This is a genomic window from Nocardia donostiensis, assembly GCF_002081715.1.
GTDB lineage: Bacteria > Actinomycetota > Actinomycetes > Mycobacteriales > Mycobacteriaceae > Nocardia > Nocardia donostiensis.
In genome coordinates, this window is the sequence record NZ_MUKP01000022.1 from 13,099 (window position 1) to 30,234 (window position 17,136).

General features: G+C 67.9%; 20 protein-coding genes. 11 read left to right on the plus strand and 9 right to left on the minus strand.

All coding sequences use genetic code 11. The annotated features are described in order from the left end of the window. Positions 1–238 precede the first annotated feature (238 nt). Positions 239–787, minus strand: coding sequence for a cupin domain-containing protein (locus tag B0T44_RS15720; RefSeq protein WP_077119840.1), 549 nt, complete (start codon positions 785–787; stop codon positions 239–241). 30 nt (positions 788–817) lie between these two features. On the opposite strand from B0T44_RS15720, the gene B0T44_RS15725 reads away from it, so the two are divergent. After that, entirely contained in the window at positions 818–1,273 is a 456-nt protein-coding gene (locus B0T44_RS15725) for a MarR family winged helix-turn-helix transcriptional regulator (protein WP_077119842.1), read from the plus strand. 58 nt (positions 1,274–1,331) lie between these two features. On the opposite strand, the gene B0T44_RS15730 is transcribed toward B0T44_RS15725, so the two are convergent. Together B0T44_RS15730 and B0T44_RS15735 are read right to left on the minus strand one after the other, a co-directional pair. Continuing rightward, a complete protein-coding gene (locus B0T44_RS15730; protein ID WP_077119844.1) occupies positions 1,332–2,483 on the minus strand; it encodes a C40 family peptidase in 1,152 nt (383 codons plus the stop codon). A 258-nt stretch (positions 2,484–2,741) separates the two neighbouring features. Continuing rightward, positions 2,742–3,653 (minus strand): LLM class F420-dependent oxidoreductase, encoded by a 912-nt coding sequence (locus B0T44_RS15735; RefSeq protein WP_077119846.1) that lies wholly within the window; start codon positions 3,651–3,653, stop codon positions 2,742–2,744. 329 nt (positions 3,654–3,982) lie between these two features. On the opposite strand from B0T44_RS15735, the gene B0T44_RS15740 reads away from it, so the two are divergent. Then, positions 3,983–5,260: an adenosylmethionine--8-amino-7-oxononanoate transaminase gene (locus B0T44_RS15740; RefSeq protein WP_077119848.1), complete on the plus strand. Its 1,278-nt coding sequence runs from the start codon at positions 3,983–3,985 to the stop codon at positions 5,258–5,260. A 327-nt stretch (positions 5,261–5,587) separates the two neighbouring features. Here the strand turns inward: B0T44_RS15740 and B0T44_RS15745 are convergent, their stop codons facing one another. After that, complete coding sequence (locus B0T44_RS15745) at positions 5,588–5,962, minus strand: cupin domain-containing protein (protein WP_077119850.1); 375 nt, start codon at positions 5,960–5,962, stop codon at positions 5,588–5,590. A gap of 60 nt (positions 5,963–6,022) precedes the next feature. Between B0T44_RS15745 and B0T44_RS15750 the strand changes: the two genes are divergently transcribed. From B0T44_RS15750 to B0T44_RS27185, 4 genes are all read left to right on the plus strand, one after another. Then, complete coding sequence (locus B0T44_RS15750) at positions 6,023–6,505, plus strand: MarR family winged helix-turn-helix transcriptional regulator (protein WP_077119852.1); 483 nt, start codon at positions 6,023–6,025, stop codon at positions 6,503–6,505. Positions 6,506–6,558: 53 nt separating this feature from the next. After that, positions 6,559–7,713: an 8-amino-7-oxononanoate synthase gene (locus B0T44_RS15755; protein ID WP_077119854.1), complete on the plus strand. Its 1,155-nt coding sequence runs from the start codon at positions 6,559–6,561 to the stop codon at positions 7,711–7,713. Between the two features lie 40 nt (positions 7,714–7,753). After that, complete coding sequence (bioD, locus tag B0T44_RS15760) at positions 7,754–8,437, plus strand: dethiobiotin synthase (protein ID WP_077119856.1); 684 nt, start codon at positions 7,754–7,756, stop codon at positions 8,435–8,437. A gap of 67 nt (positions 8,438–8,504) precedes the next feature. Beyond that, positions 8,505–8,681 carry a hypothetical protein gene (locus B0T44_RS27185; protein ID WP_175648099.1) on the plus strand — a complete coding sequence of 59 codons (177 nt, stop codon included), beginning with the start codon at positions 8,505–8,507 and terminating at the stop codon, positions 8,679–8,681. Positions 8,682–8,714: 33 nt separating this feature from the next. On the opposite strand, the gene B0T44_RS15765 is transcribed toward B0T44_RS27185, so the two are convergent. Genes B0T44_RS15765 through B0T44_RS15775 form a run of 3 tightly spaced genes read right to left on the minus strand, consistent with a single transcriptional unit; the run spans position 8,715 to position 11,583 of the window. Beyond that, positions 8,715–9,737: an ABC transporter substrate-binding protein gene (locus tag B0T44_RS15765; protein WP_077119858.1), complete on the minus strand. Its 1,023-nt coding sequence runs from the start codon at positions 9,735–9,737 to the stop codon at positions 8,715–8,717. Continuing rightward, positions 9,734–10,555 carry an ABC transporter ATP-binding protein gene (locus B0T44_RS15770; RefSeq protein WP_245839558.1) on the minus strand — a complete coding sequence of 274 codons (822 nt, stop codon included), beginning with the start codon at positions 10,553–10,555 and terminating at the stop codon, positions 9,734–9,736. Before B0T44_RS15770 ends, B0T44_RS15765 begins: the two co-directional genes overlap by 4 nt. Next, entirely contained in the window at positions 10,552–11,583 is a 1,032-nt protein-coding gene (locus tag B0T44_RS15775; protein WP_077119860.1) for a FecCD family ABC transporter permease, read from the minus strand. Before B0T44_RS15775 ends, B0T44_RS15770 begins: the two co-directional genes overlap by 4 nt. Before the next feature lie 254 nt (positions 11,584–11,837). On the opposite strand from B0T44_RS15775, the gene B0T44_RS15780 reads away from it, so the two are divergent. Continuing rightward, complete coding sequence (locus tag B0T44_RS15780) at positions 11,838–13,019, plus strand: alpha/beta fold hydrolase (protein ID WP_077119862.1); 1,182 nt, start codon at positions 11,838–11,840, stop codon at positions 13,017–13,019. A gap of 35 nt (positions 13,020–13,054) precedes the next feature. On the opposite strand, the gene B0T44_RS15785 is transcribed toward B0T44_RS15780, so the two are convergent. Further along, positions 13,055–13,639, minus strand: coding sequence for a TetR/AcrR family transcriptional regulator C-terminal domain-containing protein (locus B0T44_RS15785; protein WP_077119864.1), 585 nt, complete (start codon positions 13,637–13,639; stop codon positions 13,055–13,057). Positions 13,640–13,757: 118 nt separating this feature from the next. Between B0T44_RS15785 and bioB the strand changes: the two genes are divergently transcribed. From bioB to B0T44_RS15805, 4 genes are all read left to right on the plus strand, one after another. Next, entirely contained in the window at positions 13,758–14,780 is a 1,023-nt protein-coding gene (gene bioB / locus B0T44_RS15790) for a biotin synthase BioB (protein WP_077120032.1), read from the plus strand. Positions 14,781–14,832: 52 nt separating this feature from the next. Then, positions 14,833–15,042 (plus strand): biotin synthase auxiliary protein BsaP, encoded by a 210-nt coding sequence (gene bsaP, locus B0T44_RS15795; RefSeq protein ID WP_077119866.1) that lies wholly within the window; start codon positions 14,833–14,835, stop codon positions 15,040–15,042. Further along, complete coding sequence (locus tag B0T44_RS15800) at positions 15,042–15,692, plus strand: DUF2567 domain-containing protein (RefSeq protein WP_245839559.1); 651 nt, start codon at positions 15,042–15,044, stop codon at positions 15,690–15,692. Before bsaP ends, B0T44_RS15800 begins: the two co-directional genes overlap by 1 nt. Positions 15,693–15,753: 61 nt before the next feature. Next, positions 15,754–16,290 carry a DUF1353 domain-containing protein gene (locus B0T44_RS15805; RefSeq protein ID WP_077119869.1) on the plus strand — a complete coding sequence of 179 codons (537 nt, stop codon included), beginning with the start codon at positions 15,754–15,756 and terminating at the stop codon, positions 16,288–16,290. Between the two features lie 39 nt (positions 16,291–16,329). Here the strand turns inward: B0T44_RS15805 and B0T44_RS15810 are convergent, their stop codons facing one another. Next, positions 16,330–17,088, minus strand: a complete 759-nt coding sequence (locus tag B0T44_RS15810; protein ID WP_077119871.1) for an NUDIX hydrolase — start codon at positions 17,086–17,088, stop codon at positions 16,330–16,332. Between the last annotated feature and the right edge of the window lie 48 nt (positions 17,089–17,136).

Here is a 17,136-nt window from a genome sequence, read left to right on the forward strand (position 1 = left end):
CCGCTGCCGCCGGGCAGGTAGCCGCGGCGGATCCGTCGCCGAGTCGTCGAGTAGGCACACCTCGATCGCGCAGGTGATATCGGAGAACACCCAAGAGGTCGTTCCCGCGCTGTCGTAGCCGGCGCCGAGCAGATGGATGCTGCTCGGCCGTACACCTGGTGGTCTGGTAGTGGGCGGTCGAGCGGGCGCAAGCATGGCAACGACACTAGCGGCAGCGGCCGAGCCGTTGCCGCGGGCGTCAGCTACGCGCGGCGTCTTCGCTCGACCACCGTTGTTCGTAACCGGTCATCCGGGTGACCCGGGCCAGGCCACCCAGTAGCGCCCGCTGTAACCATGGCGGGATCCCGGCCAGGTAACCGTCCTGGTGACTCCACAGCAACGCCAGCGCGAGGGGATTACGGGGCACACCGGCCGTGCCGGTCTTGCCCGCGTTGTCGAGGTTGCGCCACACCGTGAACATCCGCCAGTGCTGCAGCGGCGGGCGAATCTCGTGAACCACCACGGTGTCTGGTTCCTCGCTCCAGAACTCGTGCACCGTCCGGGCAGGCGCGCTCACCGTGTCGCCCGGTCCGGCGACGATTTCCCGGCCGTCGATCCGGAAGCGCAGGCAGCCTGCGTGGACGGTCCATCGCTCGCTGAGTACGGGGTGCCAGTGCGGCCCTGCCTGCCGCCGAGGGTGCGGCAGTTCGTGACGTAGCCGCAGGTAGGGGCCGTTCTCGTCGCTGCCTTCGGCGAGAAGGGTGATGCGGTGACCGCTGCGGAAGGTGAGTGTCCTGGCCTCTTTCACAGGATCAATTACAAAGGTAACCTTCCTAATGTGTCAACACCTGATCCCGCCGGCGCGCACCTGTCCCTGCTGCGGCTGCTCACCGAGGTCACCCGGTCCTTCGAGCGTGAACTGAACCGGGAACTGCGCGCTCACCTCGACGACGAACTGCGTCCCGCGCATTACGCGGTGTTCCGCTATCTCGACCCTGCCGGTTCGCGGATCAGCGCACTTGCCGAAGCGGCGGGGATGACCCAACAGTCGATGGGGGAGTTGGTCACACAGTTGCAGCGATGCGGGCTCGTCGAACGCCGCGTCGATCCCGCGGACCGCAGGGCCAGGCTCGTGGTGGTCACCGACACCGGTGCCGCGGCGCTGCGGCTGGCGGCACAGCGTGTCGAGCGGATCGAACGGCACCTGCGTAGCTATCTGGGCGCCGACGGCATTGCCGACCTGCGGCGCCTGCTTCGGCAGGCAGGCGAAGCGCTATCCGGCAGCGGCCACTAGGACCGCGATGGAATCCGGCGGCTCGATGGTGTGGCCGTCCGCGTCCACTGCGTTGTAGCTATTGCGGTGGCTTCACGACACCGACCAGTGACGACTGCCCCATCGTGTATGTGTTCTGCTTGACCTTGTCGCTGGAGTTGCCTTCGATGGTGGTGATCTGATTGCCGTTGACGCTCTCCACGATCCCGATGTGGTCGGGCGTGCCGTCGTTCTCCCAGTCGAAGATGATCAGGTCACCCGGCTTCGCGTTCGCCATGTTGGTGTCACTCAGGCCGAGTGACCTGGCATCGTTCCAGATGCTGGGAACATAATTCGGGTTCGTCCAGTCGACCTTGTACCCTGCCCGCTCCCATACATAGCTGGTGAATGCGGCACACCATGCGTCGCCGATGTTGTACGGCGCCTTCACCCACTTCTGTTTTTCCGCGTCCCAGTAGATGGGGACGTTGTTGCCGTTGGTTTCGCCGACGCCGAGTTTCAGATGCTTGCGTGCCAGTTCGAGGACGCTATCGGTGGTGCCGTTGCCGGTGGGATCGATGGTCGCGGTGCTCAGCTGAGACCACGGTGTGGAACGAGTCGGGGCCGGAGCGGCCCCCGGCGGTATCGAGAACGACGGTTGTCTGTCGTTGATACGGTCCGCCAGGTCGGTGGTGCTGGTCGCCGCTTCCTCCACCAGGGTGTTGACGGCTTCGATGGCCAGTAAGAGATAGCGGAACGCCCGCCCCTCTTCGCTGGCGCTCAGCGGCAGATAATCGCTGGTGCTACCGTCTTTGTCGGTGTCCTCGATGTCGATGCGCTCGTTGATATCGCGCAGTTCACCATCGAGCTGCCAGTATCGTTTCTGGATCGCGGTATAGGTCCCATTGGTGAGTTTGAATGTCTCGAAGGTGGAATCGCGGACGCTTCTGCTCTGCTCGTCGAGATCCTTGACCTTCTGTTCGACTTCGGAGCTGCGGCTCTTGTAGTCCTCGACCATCACGGACTCGCCCTCGGGGGCCTCGAGTCCATGTTCGCTGAGCAGATTCTTCTGGTCGAACCAGGCCACCAGATCCGGTTGTTCGTCGCCCCGATTCGCGGCGAACAGCAGAATCGACGTTTCGAAGTACTCTTGTGTCGCCAGGATCATCTGCTCGAGGAATGGGCTGGCCCCCTTGGGGATATACAGCGGATCGGATTCGATGAAACCGACCAGCGCCTCGCGGGTGGTCATGCTCGGCCCCTATCTTCGGACGCCCTGGCAGCGCCTGCCGGCAGACTCACAAACCTCATCTGAACCTCACTCGCCAGAACCCCCACGGGCCTGTGCAGCGCTCTTTTTCGGTGACACGAGTATCCGGCATTCCCGACATTGGTAAGAACCGGTGCGGATTCTCGGGTGCACGTCGAGGCCTCACCACGGCCGACGGGGTTTGCACCGCCGATATGCCCTCCGGCCGGTACCTCGGTGTGGTCTGGCGAGTATCGGCGGTCAGTCCGCCAATTCGAGAAGCAGCTCGCGGGTGCGCGCGGCCGCGGGGCCACCGGCGAAGATCGAGCCGACGAATTCTGTTGCGCCAGCGGAGAATATTTCCCTGATCCGTGTCGCTACCTGTTCCTCCGGTCCGATGATCGCCAGATCCTCCGGTCCGGCAACACCCTCGCGGTCCAGCATGGCGCGGTACGACGGCAGGGTGCCGTAGGCGGCGAAGATCTGCGCGGCCTGCTGACGCGCCCCGTCGACATCATCGGTGACCAGCACGGGCAGCGCGCAGACAACCCGTGGAGTCCGCCGTTGCGCTGCCGCCGCGGCCGCGGTGATCGTCGGCGCGATGTGCTCGCCGATGGTGGTCGCGCCGGTCATCCACAGCACGGTGCCGTCGGTGCGCCGACCGGCCAGTCGCAGCATCTGCGAACCCATCGCAGCCAGCAGGACGGGGACGCGGCCCTCGTTGGGAACATCCAATTCGAGGTTGGCGGTGATGGTTTCGCCGGAGTACGACACCGACTGTCCGTCGAGCAGGGGAGTCAGGACCGACAGGTACTCCTTCATATGCCGGGCGGGTCGCTCGAAGCCGTATCCGAACATGTCCTCGATGACGACCTTGTGGGACAGTCCGATGCCCAGGTTGAGCCTGCCGGGTCCCACGGCCAGCGCTGTGGTGCGCGCCTGCTGGGCCAGGGCACCCGGATGTCGCGGATAGGTGGGCACCACGGCGGTGCCGAGTTCGATACCTGGCACCTGGCTTCCCGCGACGGCCAGAGCGGTGAGCGCGTCGACGCCGAAGATATGCGACAGCCACGCCGAGTCGAATCCCTCGTCGGCGCTGCGCCGCAGGTCGTCGGTCAGCTTGCGCAGGCCGTCGGGTCCGGAAGGTGGGCTGAGCAGGATGCCGATCCGCACGCGGACTCCTCACTTCGGTGGGCGCTTTTATCGTCGATGAGCTTACGCGCGAGTGGTGCTCGGCCGGGTGCGCCACACGAGGGGTCGGCACACAGAGAACGGGCTGCTGGGCGTCGAAACGGGCGCGTGGTTCCCGGCTTCGGCTGGATGGTTGTGGGCGCGGCGGCACCGCCTGTAAGCATGGCAAGCGCAGGGCGCGGACAGTGTCGGTGCCGCATCGTTGCTACTACCGAGTGAGGGAACGGGCCCGCCCCATGTTAACTTGAACGGTGTTCAAGGCCGGGGTGGTGCAGGCACTTCGGCGTCCATCGCTCGTGTGAAGGACTTCCGTGGCTCTGACCCCCGGCGAGATCACCGCCCTCGACGCGAAATATGTGTGGCACCCCTACGGGGGGTTCCCGGCGACCACCGAACCGCTGGTTGTCGCCTCGGCGGCAGGCACCCGGCTGACACTGGCCGACGGGCGCGAACTGGTGGACGGGATGAGTTCGTGGTGGGCGGCCGTGCACGGCTACCGGCACCCGGTGCTGGACGAAGCCCTGCTGACGCAATCGCGGCAGATGAGCCACGTAATGTTCGGCGGGCTCACCCACGAACCGGCCGCCCGGCTGGCGGAACTGCTGGTGCGGCATACGCCCGACGGGCTGGACAAGGTTTTTCTCTGTGACTCCGGTTCGGTGTCGGTGGAGGTCGCGGTGAAGATGTGCCTGCAGTACTGGCGGGCGCGGGGTCGTCTGGGTAAACGGCGGCTGCTCACCTGGCGCGGCGGATACCATGGCGACACCTTCACCCCGATGAGTGTGTGCGACCCCGAGGGCGGAATGCACGCGCTGTGGACCGATGTGCTGGCCGAGCAGATTTTCGTCTCGCCGCCGCCGCGCGACTATCACCCCGGCTACGTCGCCGAACTCGACCGCGCGCTGGCCGAACACGCGGACGAGCTGGCGGCGGTGGTAGTGGAGCCGGTGGTGCAGGGTGCGGGCGGTATGCGCTGGCATGACGCCCGCTATCTCGCCGATCTACGCAGGCTGTGCGATGAGCACGGGGTGCTGCTTGTGTTCGACGAGATAGCCACCGGGTTCGGTCGCACCGGAGCGTTCTTCGCCGCCGAACACGCCGGCGTCGCCCCCGACGTGATGTGTGTCGGCAAAGCGCTCACCGGCGGCTACCTCACGCTGGCCGCCACCCTGTGCAGCACAGCCATCGCCGAAACCATCAGCACCGCACACGGCGGCCTCATGCACGGCCCCACTTTCATGGGGAACCCGCTGGCCTGCGCGGTCGCTGTGGCCTCGGTCGAACTGCTGCTCTCCCGCGACTGGCGCGACGAGGTCACCCGTATCGAAGCCGAGCTGACGGCGGGTCTCGCCCCGGCTCGCGAACTGCCCGGCGTCACCGATGTGCGGGTGCTCGGCGCGATCGGGGTGATCGAACTCGACCGCCCCGTCGATATGCGCCCCGCCACCGAGGCCGCCGTCGCTGCCGGAGCCTGGCTGCGCCCGTTCCGCAATCTCGTCTACGCCATGCCGCCGTTCATCAGCACATCCGCCGATATCGAGACCGTCACCACAGGGATGATCGCGGCCGCGCGAGTACATACCTCCTGAAGTGAACCCGCGAGGACTCGTGTCCCCGAGGTCGGGAGAGCGGACGTGCCCGGGTGGTGTGCTCTGCTGACCGGCTGCGTAACTCAGCTCCACGCGCTGACATGGCGTGCTCCTCCAGGGTGGGGCAGATGACGGGCATCCCGACCGGTCGTGTCGTAGGCGCCACGGAGGGTCGAGGTTCCCCTCGATGCATTCGGCGGTGTCCGCGACCGACGCGGCGTATAGGTGCCCTGTCGGCGGATCGCGCCGAACAGTGACCCGACGACGGGGTGGGGGAGTTGTCGGCGCGCGTATCTCATGGGGAGCATCTTGCGGTTGAGGGGAGGCTCAGGCGATCCACGGCGGAACTACCGTGTCTTCGCTTCCCGGCGTACCTGCCCTGGCTTCCGGGCGGGCGGTGACCAATGCGGTGAAACCGGTGGGGCCAGCCGATATCCGGCGCAGCACGTCGGCAGGGAGGATTACGGTATCGCCCGCCTCGGCGGTCAGGGCGGTCCCGTCGAGATCGATCTGTGCGCGTCCGGTGGTCACGGTCCAGATCTGTTCGGTGTCGATGTAGTGCAGTGGTCCGCTGCCGTCCGGTCCGACCTCGGCCTGCCACAGTGACAGTGTGGAGCCGCCCTGTGTGGGGGAGGCGAGGGTGGTCATCACGCCGCCGGGGGTTTCGGTGCGGCGGGTTTCGGTGCGGCGAATGAGGGTCATGGGAAGCACTTCCTAAGATGGACAACGAGGATGTCCATATAGTCAACGAGGTTGTCTTTTATGTCAACAGCTACCGGTGGTCATGAGCTGCCGCTGCGGATGCTGCTCGGGTTTCGCAGCGCGGTCGACGAGGTGCATGCCGAGCTGGCCGAGAACGGGCACCCAGACCTGCGACCTCTGCACGGTTTCGTCTTCCAGGCGATCGGCCGCGCCGGTGGGCGCAATGGTTGTACTGCCGCCGATCTCGGCCGGATCCTGGGGATTTCCAAACAGGCGGCGGGTAAGCACGTCGAGAGCCTGGAACGGCTGGGATACCTCGCGCCGGGGCGTGATCCTGCTGACGCTCGGCGCAAGGTCTACACCTTGACCCCGCGGGCGGTGGATGCGCTGGAGCAATCCGAGCGCGCTTTTGCTCGCACCCATCGGCGCTGGGCGGCGACGATCGGCGCCGAGCGCCTGGCCGCGCTCGAAGCGGATCTGCGTCTGCTCGTGCCGGGGGAGATCTTCGGTCTCGACACCCCGAGTTGGTTCGCCGGACGCTGAGGGTGGGGACTCGTCCTGCAGAACTGAACAGTGTTCAAGTATGGTGTTCAGCTGTGAGTACCGATCCGTTGAGCTGGCTGGACGAGCGTGCTGCCGCACGGGTGGACGCAGGGTTGCGGCGGGAGCTGCGGCCGCGGGCGCCGCGGTCGGCGGCGCTGGACCTGGCGTCCAATGACTATCTGGGGCTGACACGTCACCCCGCGGTGGTCGAGGGCGCGATCGCGGCGGTGCGCCGGTGGGGGGCCGGGGCGACCGGGTCGCGGCTGGTGACGGGCACAACCACCGAGCACGAACTGCTCGAATCCGAACTCGCCGAATTCACCGGTGCCGACACCGGGCTCGTCTTCGCCTCCGGGTACGCCGCCAATCTCGGTGCGGTGACCGCGTTGGCCTCCCGTGGTGCGCTGATCGTCTCCGACGCGGGCAGTCACGCCTCGCTGGTGGATGCCTGCAGGCTGTCGCGGGCCAGAGTGGCGATAGCCCCGCACCGCGATACCGCGGCGGTGGACCGTCTGCTGGCCGAACGCACCGAGGAACGCGCCCTGGTACTCACCGATTCGGTGTTCAGCGCCGACGGGGATCTCGCTCCGCTGACCGAACTGCACCGCATCGCCCGGACCAACGGCGCGGTGCTGATCGTCGACGAGGCGCACGGCCTTGGCGTGCGCGGCGAGGGGGGACGGGGGCTGGTGCACGAACTGGGGTTGGCCGGGGAACCGGACCTGGTGGTCACCGCGACGCTGTCCAAAGCGTTCGCCGCCCAGGGCGGCGTGATACTGGCCGACGCTCGGGTGCGCGCCCATCTGATCGACACCGCCCGCACCTTCATTTTCGACACCGGGCTCGCGCCCGCGGCGGTCGGCGCGGCGCGGGCGGCGCTGCGGGTATTACGCGATGATCCCGGCCTCGTCCACCGAGTGCTCGACCGCGCCGCCGATATCGCCCACATCGCCGGTGTGCCGGTACCGGAATCCGCAGTGGTGTCGGTGGTCCTCGGCGACGCGCAGGTCGCCTACGACGCTGCCGCGTCCTGCCGGGCGAGAGGGCTGGAAGTGGGCTGTTTCCGCCCACCGTCGGTGCCCGAAGGCACATCCCGGCTGCGGATCACTGCCCGCGCCGATCTGTCCGCCGCCGAGATGAACACCATCGCAGAAGTACTGGGCTCGGTGCTGATGCGGGCGCGAGAAAAAGACGCCGTACCAGCATGACCATGTCAGGGCTCCACGGGCAGGCAAGAAAGGGCACAGCATGACCGTGCTGTTCGTCACCGGCACCTCCACCGAAGTCGGCAAAACTGTCGTCACCGCCGCGCTGGCCGCCACCGCCTGTGCCGCCGATCGCATCGTCGCAGTGTGCAAGCCAGCGCAGACCGGCGTCGCCGCAGGCGAACCCGGCGACCTGGCCACCATTGCCGGACTCGGCGGTGCCGGGCGCACCGTGGAACTGGCCCGCTACCCCGACCCATTGGCTCCCGACACCGCCGCCCGCCGCTGCGGCGCCCCACTGCTCACTCTCGGGGAAACCGCTGCCGCGATCGACGATCTCGCCTCCGCCGACCTGGTGCTGGTGGAGGGCGCGGGCGGGTTGCTTGTCCGACTCGGCGATTTCACCCTGCTCGACCTCGCCGTAGAGCTGGCGGCTCCCGTGCTGGTGGTTGCTGCCCCTGGCCTGGGCACCCTCAACCACAGCGAGCTCACCACCCGCACCCTGCGCGCCGCCGGAGTGCCGTGCGCCGGGCTGGTCATCGGCTCCTGGCCGGAAAACCCCGACCTCGCCATGGAAACCAACCGCGCCGACCTGCCCCGGGTCACCGGCATCGACCTGGTCGCCACCCTCCCTGCCGGTGCGGGGTCCTGGTCGCCGGATCGGTTCCGTGCCGAAGCCCCCACCTGGTTTCCCGAGCCCTGGGTCAAGCGATACCTGGTGCGGTGACGGGTCCGGCCGTGCCTCTCGCGGTTTCCGGTGGTGCAGGGCAGTGCTCTGGCCTAGGGCCCGGGGGATGGCAGTGATACGGGCCGAACGGGAGATCGCCGCGGCCGGTTCGCCACCCGGTACCACCTGCTTGCTGTCCACGCGGGGCTTCCCGACGGGTGTCACCGGGGACAACGAACTCGGCCGGCGGATATCGCTCGGCGAACTCGCCGCGCCAGCCGAAGGACGCGAACTGCCGGTCTGACCCGATACCGGCGATGCGGCAGCGGTATCGGGTTCAGCGGATGGCGTCGTCGCTGCGTGGTTCGATATCCGACGGCGGGACCAGGCTCCAGCGTTCCAGCTGTTTGCGCACCTGTTCGGCGGCGTCGATATTGAGCGGTCCGCTGGTCCACATCGGGTACGGCAGGTTGAGGAAGCGGCTTTCGGTCACGGCACGCAGCTGGTTGATGCCCGGTTTGGTGCGCAGCAGTTCGACCTTTTGGGCAAAGGTCTGCGGGGGATAGTCGACGAACATGATGGCGTCGGGATCGGCGGCCGCCAGCCGTTCCCAGGACACTCGGGTCCAGGTGTCGGCGACATCCTCGGTCACGTTCTGCCCGCCCGCCGCCGTCAGAATCGCCTGGGGTCCGCCGAAGCGGCCGCTGGACAGGATGGTGTCGCTCGCGCTGTCGAACAGGAAGATCTTCGGGGCGCGTTCCGGTTTCGGCGCTGCCGCCAACGCCGCCAGCCGGTCATCGATATCGGCGACGAGTTCGGCGGCGCGTTGCGTGCGGCCAGTTATCGCGCCCAGGTTGGTCAGGTCTTCGCGCAGCGCGGTCCATGGTTCGACTACACCGCGGGGGCGTTCGCCCGACCGTTGTCTGCAGCTCTCGGTCAGTACGTAGGCAGCGATACCCGAGGCCCGCAGCGTATCCGGGGTGAGGTTCGCGCTCTCGGTGAAACCGTAATTCCAGCCTGCGACAACCACATCCGGTCGTTGGGCGAGAACGGCTTCCCGCGAGGGGGATTGGCTGGCGACCTCGTTCAGCTCATCGGCAGCGGGACCGTAATGTTTGCGCAAGGTAGCGATATCACTGCCCAGGCTGGACACCGCGGTCACCTGCTTGTGCGCGCCGAGGGCCAGCACCATCGAGATCAGGGTGCTGTCGTTGACGAACATGCGCTGGGCGGGTGCGGGGAACGTCACGTCCTGGCCGCAGTTGCGGATGGTCAGTTCACCCAGGGTCGACGGATCGGCAGCGCAACCGGCCAGCGTGACAGCCGCGACGGCGGCGAGGATTCGGAACGGCTGTTTCATGACGACTCCCGCGGAGTGATGAGCAGATGGTTCTCGCCGGTGCCCGGATGCCGGACCCGAGTTGCGCTGACCCCGAACACCTCGTCGACCACGTCGGGGCGCAGCGCGATCTCGGGTGGCTGCAGCGAGTGGGTGCGTCCGTTGTGCACCACCAGGATGCGGTCGCAGTACCGGTCGGCCAATGTCAGATCGTGCAGCGCCAGCACGACGGTGCGGCCGAGCGTGCGCGTCAGCGCCAACAGGTCCAGCCGGTGCGTGATATCCAGGTGGTTCGTCGGTTCGTCCAGCAGCAGCACCGGTGTCTGCTGCACCAGCGCGCGAGCCAGCAGCACCCGTTGCCGCTCGCCCCCGGAGAGCCGGTGCACCGGACGGTCCTCGACACCCCGCAGGTCCACCGCCGCCAGCGCGTCCGCCACTATCCGCTGCTCCTCGGCTGATCCCGCACCCCACGGCGGCAGATACGGGGTGCGGCCCAGCGTGACGAGCTCGCCCGCGCGTAGATCGGCCGGTGGCCGTTCGTCCTGCGCGACCAACGCCACGGTTCGCGCTCGCCGGCGCGGCGGCAACTCGTGCAGCACCTGACCATCCACCAGCACCTGCCCGCGCACCGGCCGGGAAACTCCGGCCAGCACATGCAGCAACGTCGTCTTGCCGCTGCCGTTGGGGCCGACGATGCCGACGGTTTCACCCGGACGCACCGTGAACTCCACATCGGTCACTACCGTGCGTCGCCCGGCGGCGCAGGACAGCCCGTGCACGGTGAGCGTCGCACCACTGCCGGTTCCTTCCATGTGCGGTGTCGTCTCGGTGGCGGTCACGAGTCACCGAACCGGTAGTGGCGGCGGCCGAGTAGGAAGAGGAAGACCGGTGCGCCGATGATCCCGGTCAGCACCCCGACCGGGATCTCGCTCGGCCGTACCAGCACCCGGGTCGCGGCGTCGGCGACGACCAGGAACAGCGCGCCGCCCAGAGCACAGGCAGGTAGCAGGATGCGGTGTCGTGGCCCGACGACCAGCCGGACCGCATGCGGCACCACCAACCCCACGAACCCGATACCGCCCGATACCGCGACCAGCACGCCGACCAGCACCGCCAGCAGCGCATAGAGCCCGATCCGCAGCTGGGTCACCGGCACCCCGACCGACACCGCGGTATCGGCGCCCAGATGCAGCGCATCCAACCAACCCGAGGCCGCCACCAGCACGATCGTGGCGGTCACGACCACCACCAGCGGTAACCCGATCCGGGTCCAATCCGCACCCGCCAGACTGCCCAGCAGCCAGAACAGCACCGATTGCGCGGCCGCCGGATCGCTGCTGCGGTACACCAGATAACTACTCAGCGCCGCGAACGCCGAACCGAGCACGGTGCCGGTCAGCACCAGCCGCAACGGGGTCAGCCCACCCTGGGCCACCGCCACCGCGAACACCAGCCCGGCCGCGATCGCGGCGCCGGCCAGCGCACCACCCGACAGCGCCCACACTCCAGCGCCGGCGAACAGCCCCGAGGTGATCACCGCCGCCGCGCCGACACCCGCTCCCGAGGACACCCCGAGCAGGAACGGATCGGCCAGCGGATTGCGCACCAGCGTTTGCATGGCTGCGCCCGCCAACGCCAGTCCGGCGCCGACCACGGCCGCCAGCAACGTGCGCGGCACCCGCAGCTGCCACACGATGGTATCCAGGCCCAGGTCGGGAGCCGGCTGCCCAGCGAGCCGGTGGGTCAGCACCTCCACCACCGCGGGCACCGGCAGTGTTTCGGCACCGAAACCGGTGGCCAGCACCATGGCGGCGAGGAGGGCGACCGCGAGTACGGTCACGGTGAGCGGAGCGCGGGTACGGATCATCTCGAACGCACCCAGACGCATCGGAACAGGGCATGCTGTAGTGGCAAGTCGCGGCCTCTCCAGTGTTGTGCGGCGGGGGAGGTCTGACTTCTGTCCGCGATGAGGACAGTCACAGTGGCGCGACCGTTCCGGATTCCCACCGGATTCCCGCGCCCGCCGACGTCGGAAAACCGGACTCTACCGGCATACGACGTGGCACGGGAGGTCGGGCTCGGACATGGCAGGCCCGCGCGGGACGCGCTTACAGTGGACGAATGCCGCCGTTGGACGATCGGCATCCGTCCACTGTCAGCGACTGGGACGATGCGCGACGTCGGGCTCGGCTGCGCCGGACGCGGCTCGGGCACCAGTGGAAGACGTTGCGTCGCACCCGGCTGGCGCTGCTTCGGGTCGCCGTGCTGCTGATGATCGTGCTGGTCGCGTTCGCCCAGTACTGGACCCATGATGTCGCGCCGGAGCGGGCGCGGCTGGCCAGGACCGAACCCGCGCTGCTTCCGGTCGCCGAACCGGTCGATCCCCGCGACGGTGATACCGCGGTGGTGGATATGGTCGGCCTCGGCGGGCTCAACGCCTCCGATACCGCGGCCTCGCTGACCTCGCTGCGGGAACTGGGTGAGGTATGGGCCATCCGCTACGACAATCAAGGTATCGATACCAAGGTCATCGCCGACCTGATCGTCCGCAGCGCCGTCATGTCCGGGGTGCGCGATATCGTGCTCGTCGGCCACAGTATGGGCGGGGTCATCGCGCTGGAGGTTGCCCACCACATCCACACCGGCAGCGATCGCCGGTTGGCCGGGGTGCTGCTGGACTGTACGCCGCTCGATCTCGATGCCGTCCGCCCGGCCAGCCGCAGTCTCGGCGAGGACATGGTGCGCTGGATGAGCTGGCTGCCCGGTGCACGGGAGAGCCGCGGCCTGCGATTCGTGGTGGAAACCTATGCACGCCGTGACCGCTACCTGGACCGGTCCGGGGTCCCCGGTATCCGGTTCGGCCGGCTCGGTGAGGCGATGGAAGAGGTGCTGCGGGACAAGATCTTCAACCCGGACGCCGCCAGCAACGGCCTGATCGAAGCGCAGTTCCTGGCGATCGTCGCAGCAGGCGCATCCGACGACCTGCGCACCCTGTCCCGGCCCGCGCGTGGAAAACCGAGCCCGGCCATCGTGTTCATCCGGCCCCGGAACCCCGTCCGCGACCGGGTGGTCGATGTCGAACGTTCGCATCGGGTGCTGATCGACGAGGTCGGCGGCGTCGACGGCACTCTTTTGGTGGTGCGACCGCGCCACACCGGGCACGCAAACCCGCGGCAACGTCCGGTGGCCTACAACCAGGTGATCGAACGGAGTGTGGTGCCGTTCGTGCAGCGTTATCAGGAGCGGATCCGCGATATGGCTCGTGCAGCGGGGTCACCATTGCTGATCGAGCCCGGCGGTTGACCGGGCCTGGTTCGCGACCGGCGGCGGAGCCGGGGTCAGCGCGCGTCGGCGCCGAGCCGGTGCCGGATACCCGCGGTGAACAGTTGCAGTCCGAAATCGAACCGGGCGGTGGGGTCGGGGGTGTCGGCGAGTGGGTCGGGGGAGTCGGGCAGGGCGCCCGCCGAATCCATTTGGATACGTGACTGTTCGTCGACGGTGTGGCCGAGAACGTAGTACAGCAGCGTGTAGGCGGCGAGTTCGGCTTCGGCGCGGGGTATTCCGGCCCGGATGACGGCGCTGGCCAGGCGTTCGCGGCCCTTGCTTGTGGTGAGCCGGGAAGCGTAGGTCGCCGAGACGAGTTCCGCGCCGTCGCGATAGGCGAGCAGGCAGTCGCGCAGCCGGTGGGCGAGTTCGCTCAGCCTGCCCGCCCAGTCCTCGGCGGTCACCGGATCGGCCATGGGCGCGAGGATGCGGTCGGCGACCGCGCCGAGCAGGGCCTGCTTGTTGGGAAAGTGCCAGTACAGGGCGCCGGGTTGTACCTGGAGCGAGCCGGCGAGCCTGCGCATCGTCAGATCGGCGAGGCCGTATTGATCGAGGATCGTGATGGCGCCCTCGACCACGTCCCCGCGGTGCAACTGCACGGTTGTTCCTCCCGGTGGTGTTTTGACTCACTCTCCCCACTACCCTAGCCTGAACGCCGTTCAAGTTGCACGGCCACCTCGGCCGAACGAAGGGATTCGTGCAGTGACCCAGGCCCCCATCAGGACCGGCGACTCCGCCGGAGTGAACACCGATGTATTGGCCGTTGCCCGCGAACAAGTACTGGAGCGCGGCGTCGGACTGACCCAGGAACAGACCCTGCAGGTGCTGCAGCTCGGCGATGACCGGCTAGAGGAGCTGCTCGCGCTCGCGCACGAGGTACGGATGCGATGGTGCGGCCCCGATGTCGAGGTCGAGGGCATCATCAGCCTGAAAACCGGTGGCTGCCCGGAGGACTGCCATTTCTGCTCTCAGTCCGGCCTGTTCCAGTCGCCGGTGCGTGCCGCCTGGCTGGATATCCCGAGCCTGGTCGAGGCCGCCAAGCAGACCGCCAAAACCGGCGCCACCGAGTTCTGCATCGTCGCCGCCGTGCGCGGCCCAGACGAGCGGCTGATGGCGCAGGTCGCCGCCGGTGTCGAGGCCATCCGCAACGAGGTCGACATCCAGGTCGCCTGCTCGCTGGGCATGCTCACCCAGGACCAGGTCGACCAGCTGGCTGCGATGGGTGTGCACCGCTACAACCACAACCTGGAAACCGCCCGCTCCCACTTCCCGAACGTGGTCACCACCCACACCTGGGAGGAGCGCTGGGACACCCTGCGCATGGTGCGCGAAGCCGGTATGGAGGTGTGCTGCGGCGGTATTCTCGGCATGGGCGAAACCCTGGAACAGCGCGCCGAGTTCGCTGCGAACCTCGCCGAACTCGAACCCGACGAAGTGCCGCTGAACTTCCTCAACCCGCGTCCCGGGACCCCCTTCGGCGATCTGGAGGTGCTGCCCGCCGCCGACGCACTGCGCGCCGTCGCCGCGTTCCGCCTCGCCCTGCCGCGCACCATGCTGCGTTTCGCGGGCGGCCGCGAGATCACCCTCGGCGACCTGGGCGCCAAGAAGGGCATCCTCGGCGGTATCAACGCCGTTATCGTCGGCAACTATCTCACCACCCTCGGGCGTCCCGCCGAACAGGATCTGGACCTGCTCGGCGAGCTGAAAATGCCGATCAAAGCGCTCAACGAAACACTGTGAGTGCACTGCGGCGGTGACTCGGAAGACTGATGCCGTGAGTACTGTCAGGAATATGGACTCCCGCTACAACCCGTTCACCGGCAAACGGATCGTGCCGGGACTGGACGATCCGCTGCCGCAGGCCGCTGCGCTGGGGCTGGAACCGCCCCGGTTCTGCGAGCACTGCGGGCGCCGGATGATCGTGCAGGTCAACCCCGACGGCTGGTGGGCGAAATGCTCCCGGCACGGGGTGACCGATTCGACCAGTCTGGAACTGCGCTAGTGCTGCCGGGGGAGGGCGCGTCCGGGCTGTCGCGGGAAGTGCGTGCGGCGGTCGGTGCCGCGGGCGCGATCATCCTGGCGAGCGCGCTGGCCGGCGCACTGTGGGGTGTGCTCGCCCCCACCGTTCGAGTGCTGGTGGTGGAGCCGGGACGGGAGGGAACGCTCACCGGGGAGAGCATGCACCGGTTCGACGCGGTGGCGATCTTCGTCTGCGCCGGCGCGGTTGCCGGTCTGCTGTCGGCGGTGGGGGCGTGGCGACTACGTCGGGCGCGTGGCCCGATCCAGCAGACGGGTGTGCTGCTCGGTTCGATCGCGGGGGCGCTGGTCATGGCCGGGTTCGGCGAAGCCGTTGCGCGCTGGGACAATCCGCGGCCGGACAACCCACCGGCCGGGCAGATCGTCGCCCTGGCGCCGGAGGTCGGCACCTGGGCGGCATTGGTTGTGCAGCCTCTGGTGGCGTCGCTGGTCATGCTGTTCCTCGCTGCGCTGAGCACCTCCGACGACCTGGGCACCGGATATCTCGGCGCGATCGGTGACAGCACACCGGTTTCCGTCGCTGTCGAACCCCCGGTTCCGGCGGGTTATGCTCAGCCGCAGCGCTCTCCGGAACCCGCCCCACCCGGCCACACTGCCCCTCCGTCCCGGCTCTGACCCGTGCCACGTTCTAGGCTCTGACCGACCGACCGAGGCAGGGCATGCAGGGAGAACGATCGTGGGTTTCACGAGTGAGCTCGTGGTGGCGGAGATCGACCAGCAGTTCTGGCGGGTGACCGCCCCGCTGACCTATCGCGGTAGCGAACAGGAATTCGTGGTGCCCGCAGGCTTCCGCACCGACTTCGCGTCCGTACCGCGCCCGGTGATGTGGTTGGTGCCGCGTTATGGCGTCTACACCAAGGCCGCGATCCTGCACGACTATCTACTCTGTTCCGGTGTGGTCGGCACCGCTGACGCGGATGGGATCTTCCGCCGGGCACTGCGGGAGGCCGGGGTGTCGCTGCCGCGTCGTTGGATGATGTGGGCGGCAGTTCGTCTCGGGCACCGGCTCGCCGGAGCAACGGCGGGCGATATCGCCTTGTTCGGGGTGATCGCGGTGGTGTCGATCCTCTTCCTCGCGGTCCCGGCGACCGTGGTCACCGTGTACCTGATGCTGTTCTGGGTGATCGAGCTCCTCGCGTGGGTGATCACCCGGCCGTTCCAGCGTGATGATGACCACCGACCACCGCCGATCCCGGACATGAAATCGGCCTGAGTACCGGTATCGCGATGGCCGGGTCTGCGGCGCCGCCGATCACGTGGGCGGGCGCAGCGCTGCGAACTCGTCGGTGACGCGCAGTTCGGAGTCGGTGAAGCGGTACACCGCCGCCGGACGCCCACCCGCTCGCCCCGGCGCGGCCGTGGCGCCGGTCGGTGTCAGGACTTTGCGGCGGCTGAGCACCCGCTGCAGGTTCGTGGTGTCCACGTCGTAACCGAGTGCCGCGCGGTAGATTTCACGCAATGTCGACATGGTGAAGCTGTCCGGGGCCAGCGCGAAGGCGATATTGGTGTAGGACAGTTTGGCGGCCAGCCGGGTGCGGGCGTGCTCGACGACCACACCATGATCGAACGACATCCGCGGCAGATCTGTCACCGGATGCCAGGCGGTGTCCGGCGGTAGTTGTGGATCGGCGGTGAGCGGAACCAGCCCCAGATACGCCGAGGCGATCCGCCGGGGTGCTGGTACCCGGTCGGGCGCGCTGAATACCGACAGCTGCTCGAGATGGCTCAATTCCTGCACATCCACCTTCTCCGCCAGCTGCCGCCGCGCCGAGGTGTCGAGGTCCTCGTCGTCGCGTAACCGTCCGCCGGGTAGCGACCAGCTGCCCGCCTGCGGGTCAAGCGCTCGCTGCCACAGCAGCACCGCCAACTCGGTCCGCTGCCCGGCCTTACGCGGTCGATTACTCGTCCCTGACCGACCGGCAGCGTCCTGACCTGCGGGGGTATCCGACGGGAAGTCGCGAACCTGGAACACCGCGGTGAGCGATTCGTGGATGGTGTTACCATGGGGCATGTTTTCGATTGTAAGTCGAAAACCTGGTTTGGTGCGAATCGGCCGACT

Excerpts from the sequence above, each read along its gene's own strand:
- B0T44_RS15730 (WP_077119844.1), bottom strand. The coding sequence starts at position 2,483 with ATGACCACCCGCGAGGCGCTGGTCGGTTTCATCGAATCCGATCCGCTG.
- B0T44_RS15745 (WP_077119850.1), bottom strand. The coding sequence starts at position 5,962 with ATGACCCTCATTCGCCGCACCGAAACCCGCCGCACCGAAACCCCCGGC.
- B0T44_RS15750 (WP_077119852.1), top strand. The coding sequence starts at position 6,023 with ATGTCAACAGCTACCGGTGGTCATGAGCTGCCGCTGCGGATGCTGCTC.
- bioD (WP_077119856.1), top strand. The coding sequence starts at position 7,754 with ATGACCGTGCTGTTCGTCACCGGCACCTCCACCGAAGTCGGCAAAACT.
- B0T44_RS27185 (WP_175648099.1), top strand. The coding sequence starts at position 8,505 with ATGGCAGTGATACGGGCCGAACGGGAGATCGCCGCGGCCGGTTCGCCA.
- B0T44_RS15765 (WP_077119858.1), bottom strand. The coding sequence starts at position 9,737 with ATGAAACAGCCGTTCCGAATCCTCGCCGCCGTCGCGGCTGTCACGCTG.
- B0T44_RS15775 (WP_077119860.1), bottom strand. The coding sequence starts at position 11,583 with ATGATCCGTACCCGCGCTCCGCTCACCGTGACCGTACTCGCGGTCGCC.
- B0T44_RS15780 (WP_077119862.1), top strand. The coding sequence starts at position 11,838 with ATGCCGCCGTTGGACGATCGGCATCCGTCCACTGTCAGCGACTGGGAC.
- bsaP (WP_077119866.1), top strand. The coding sequence starts at position 14,833 with ATGGACTCCCGCTACAACCCGTTCACCGGCAAACGGATCGTGCCGGGA.
- B0T44_RS15810 (WP_077119871.1), bottom strand. The coding sequence starts at position 17,088 with ATGCCCCATGGTAACACCATCCACGAATCGCTCACCGCGGTGTTCCAG.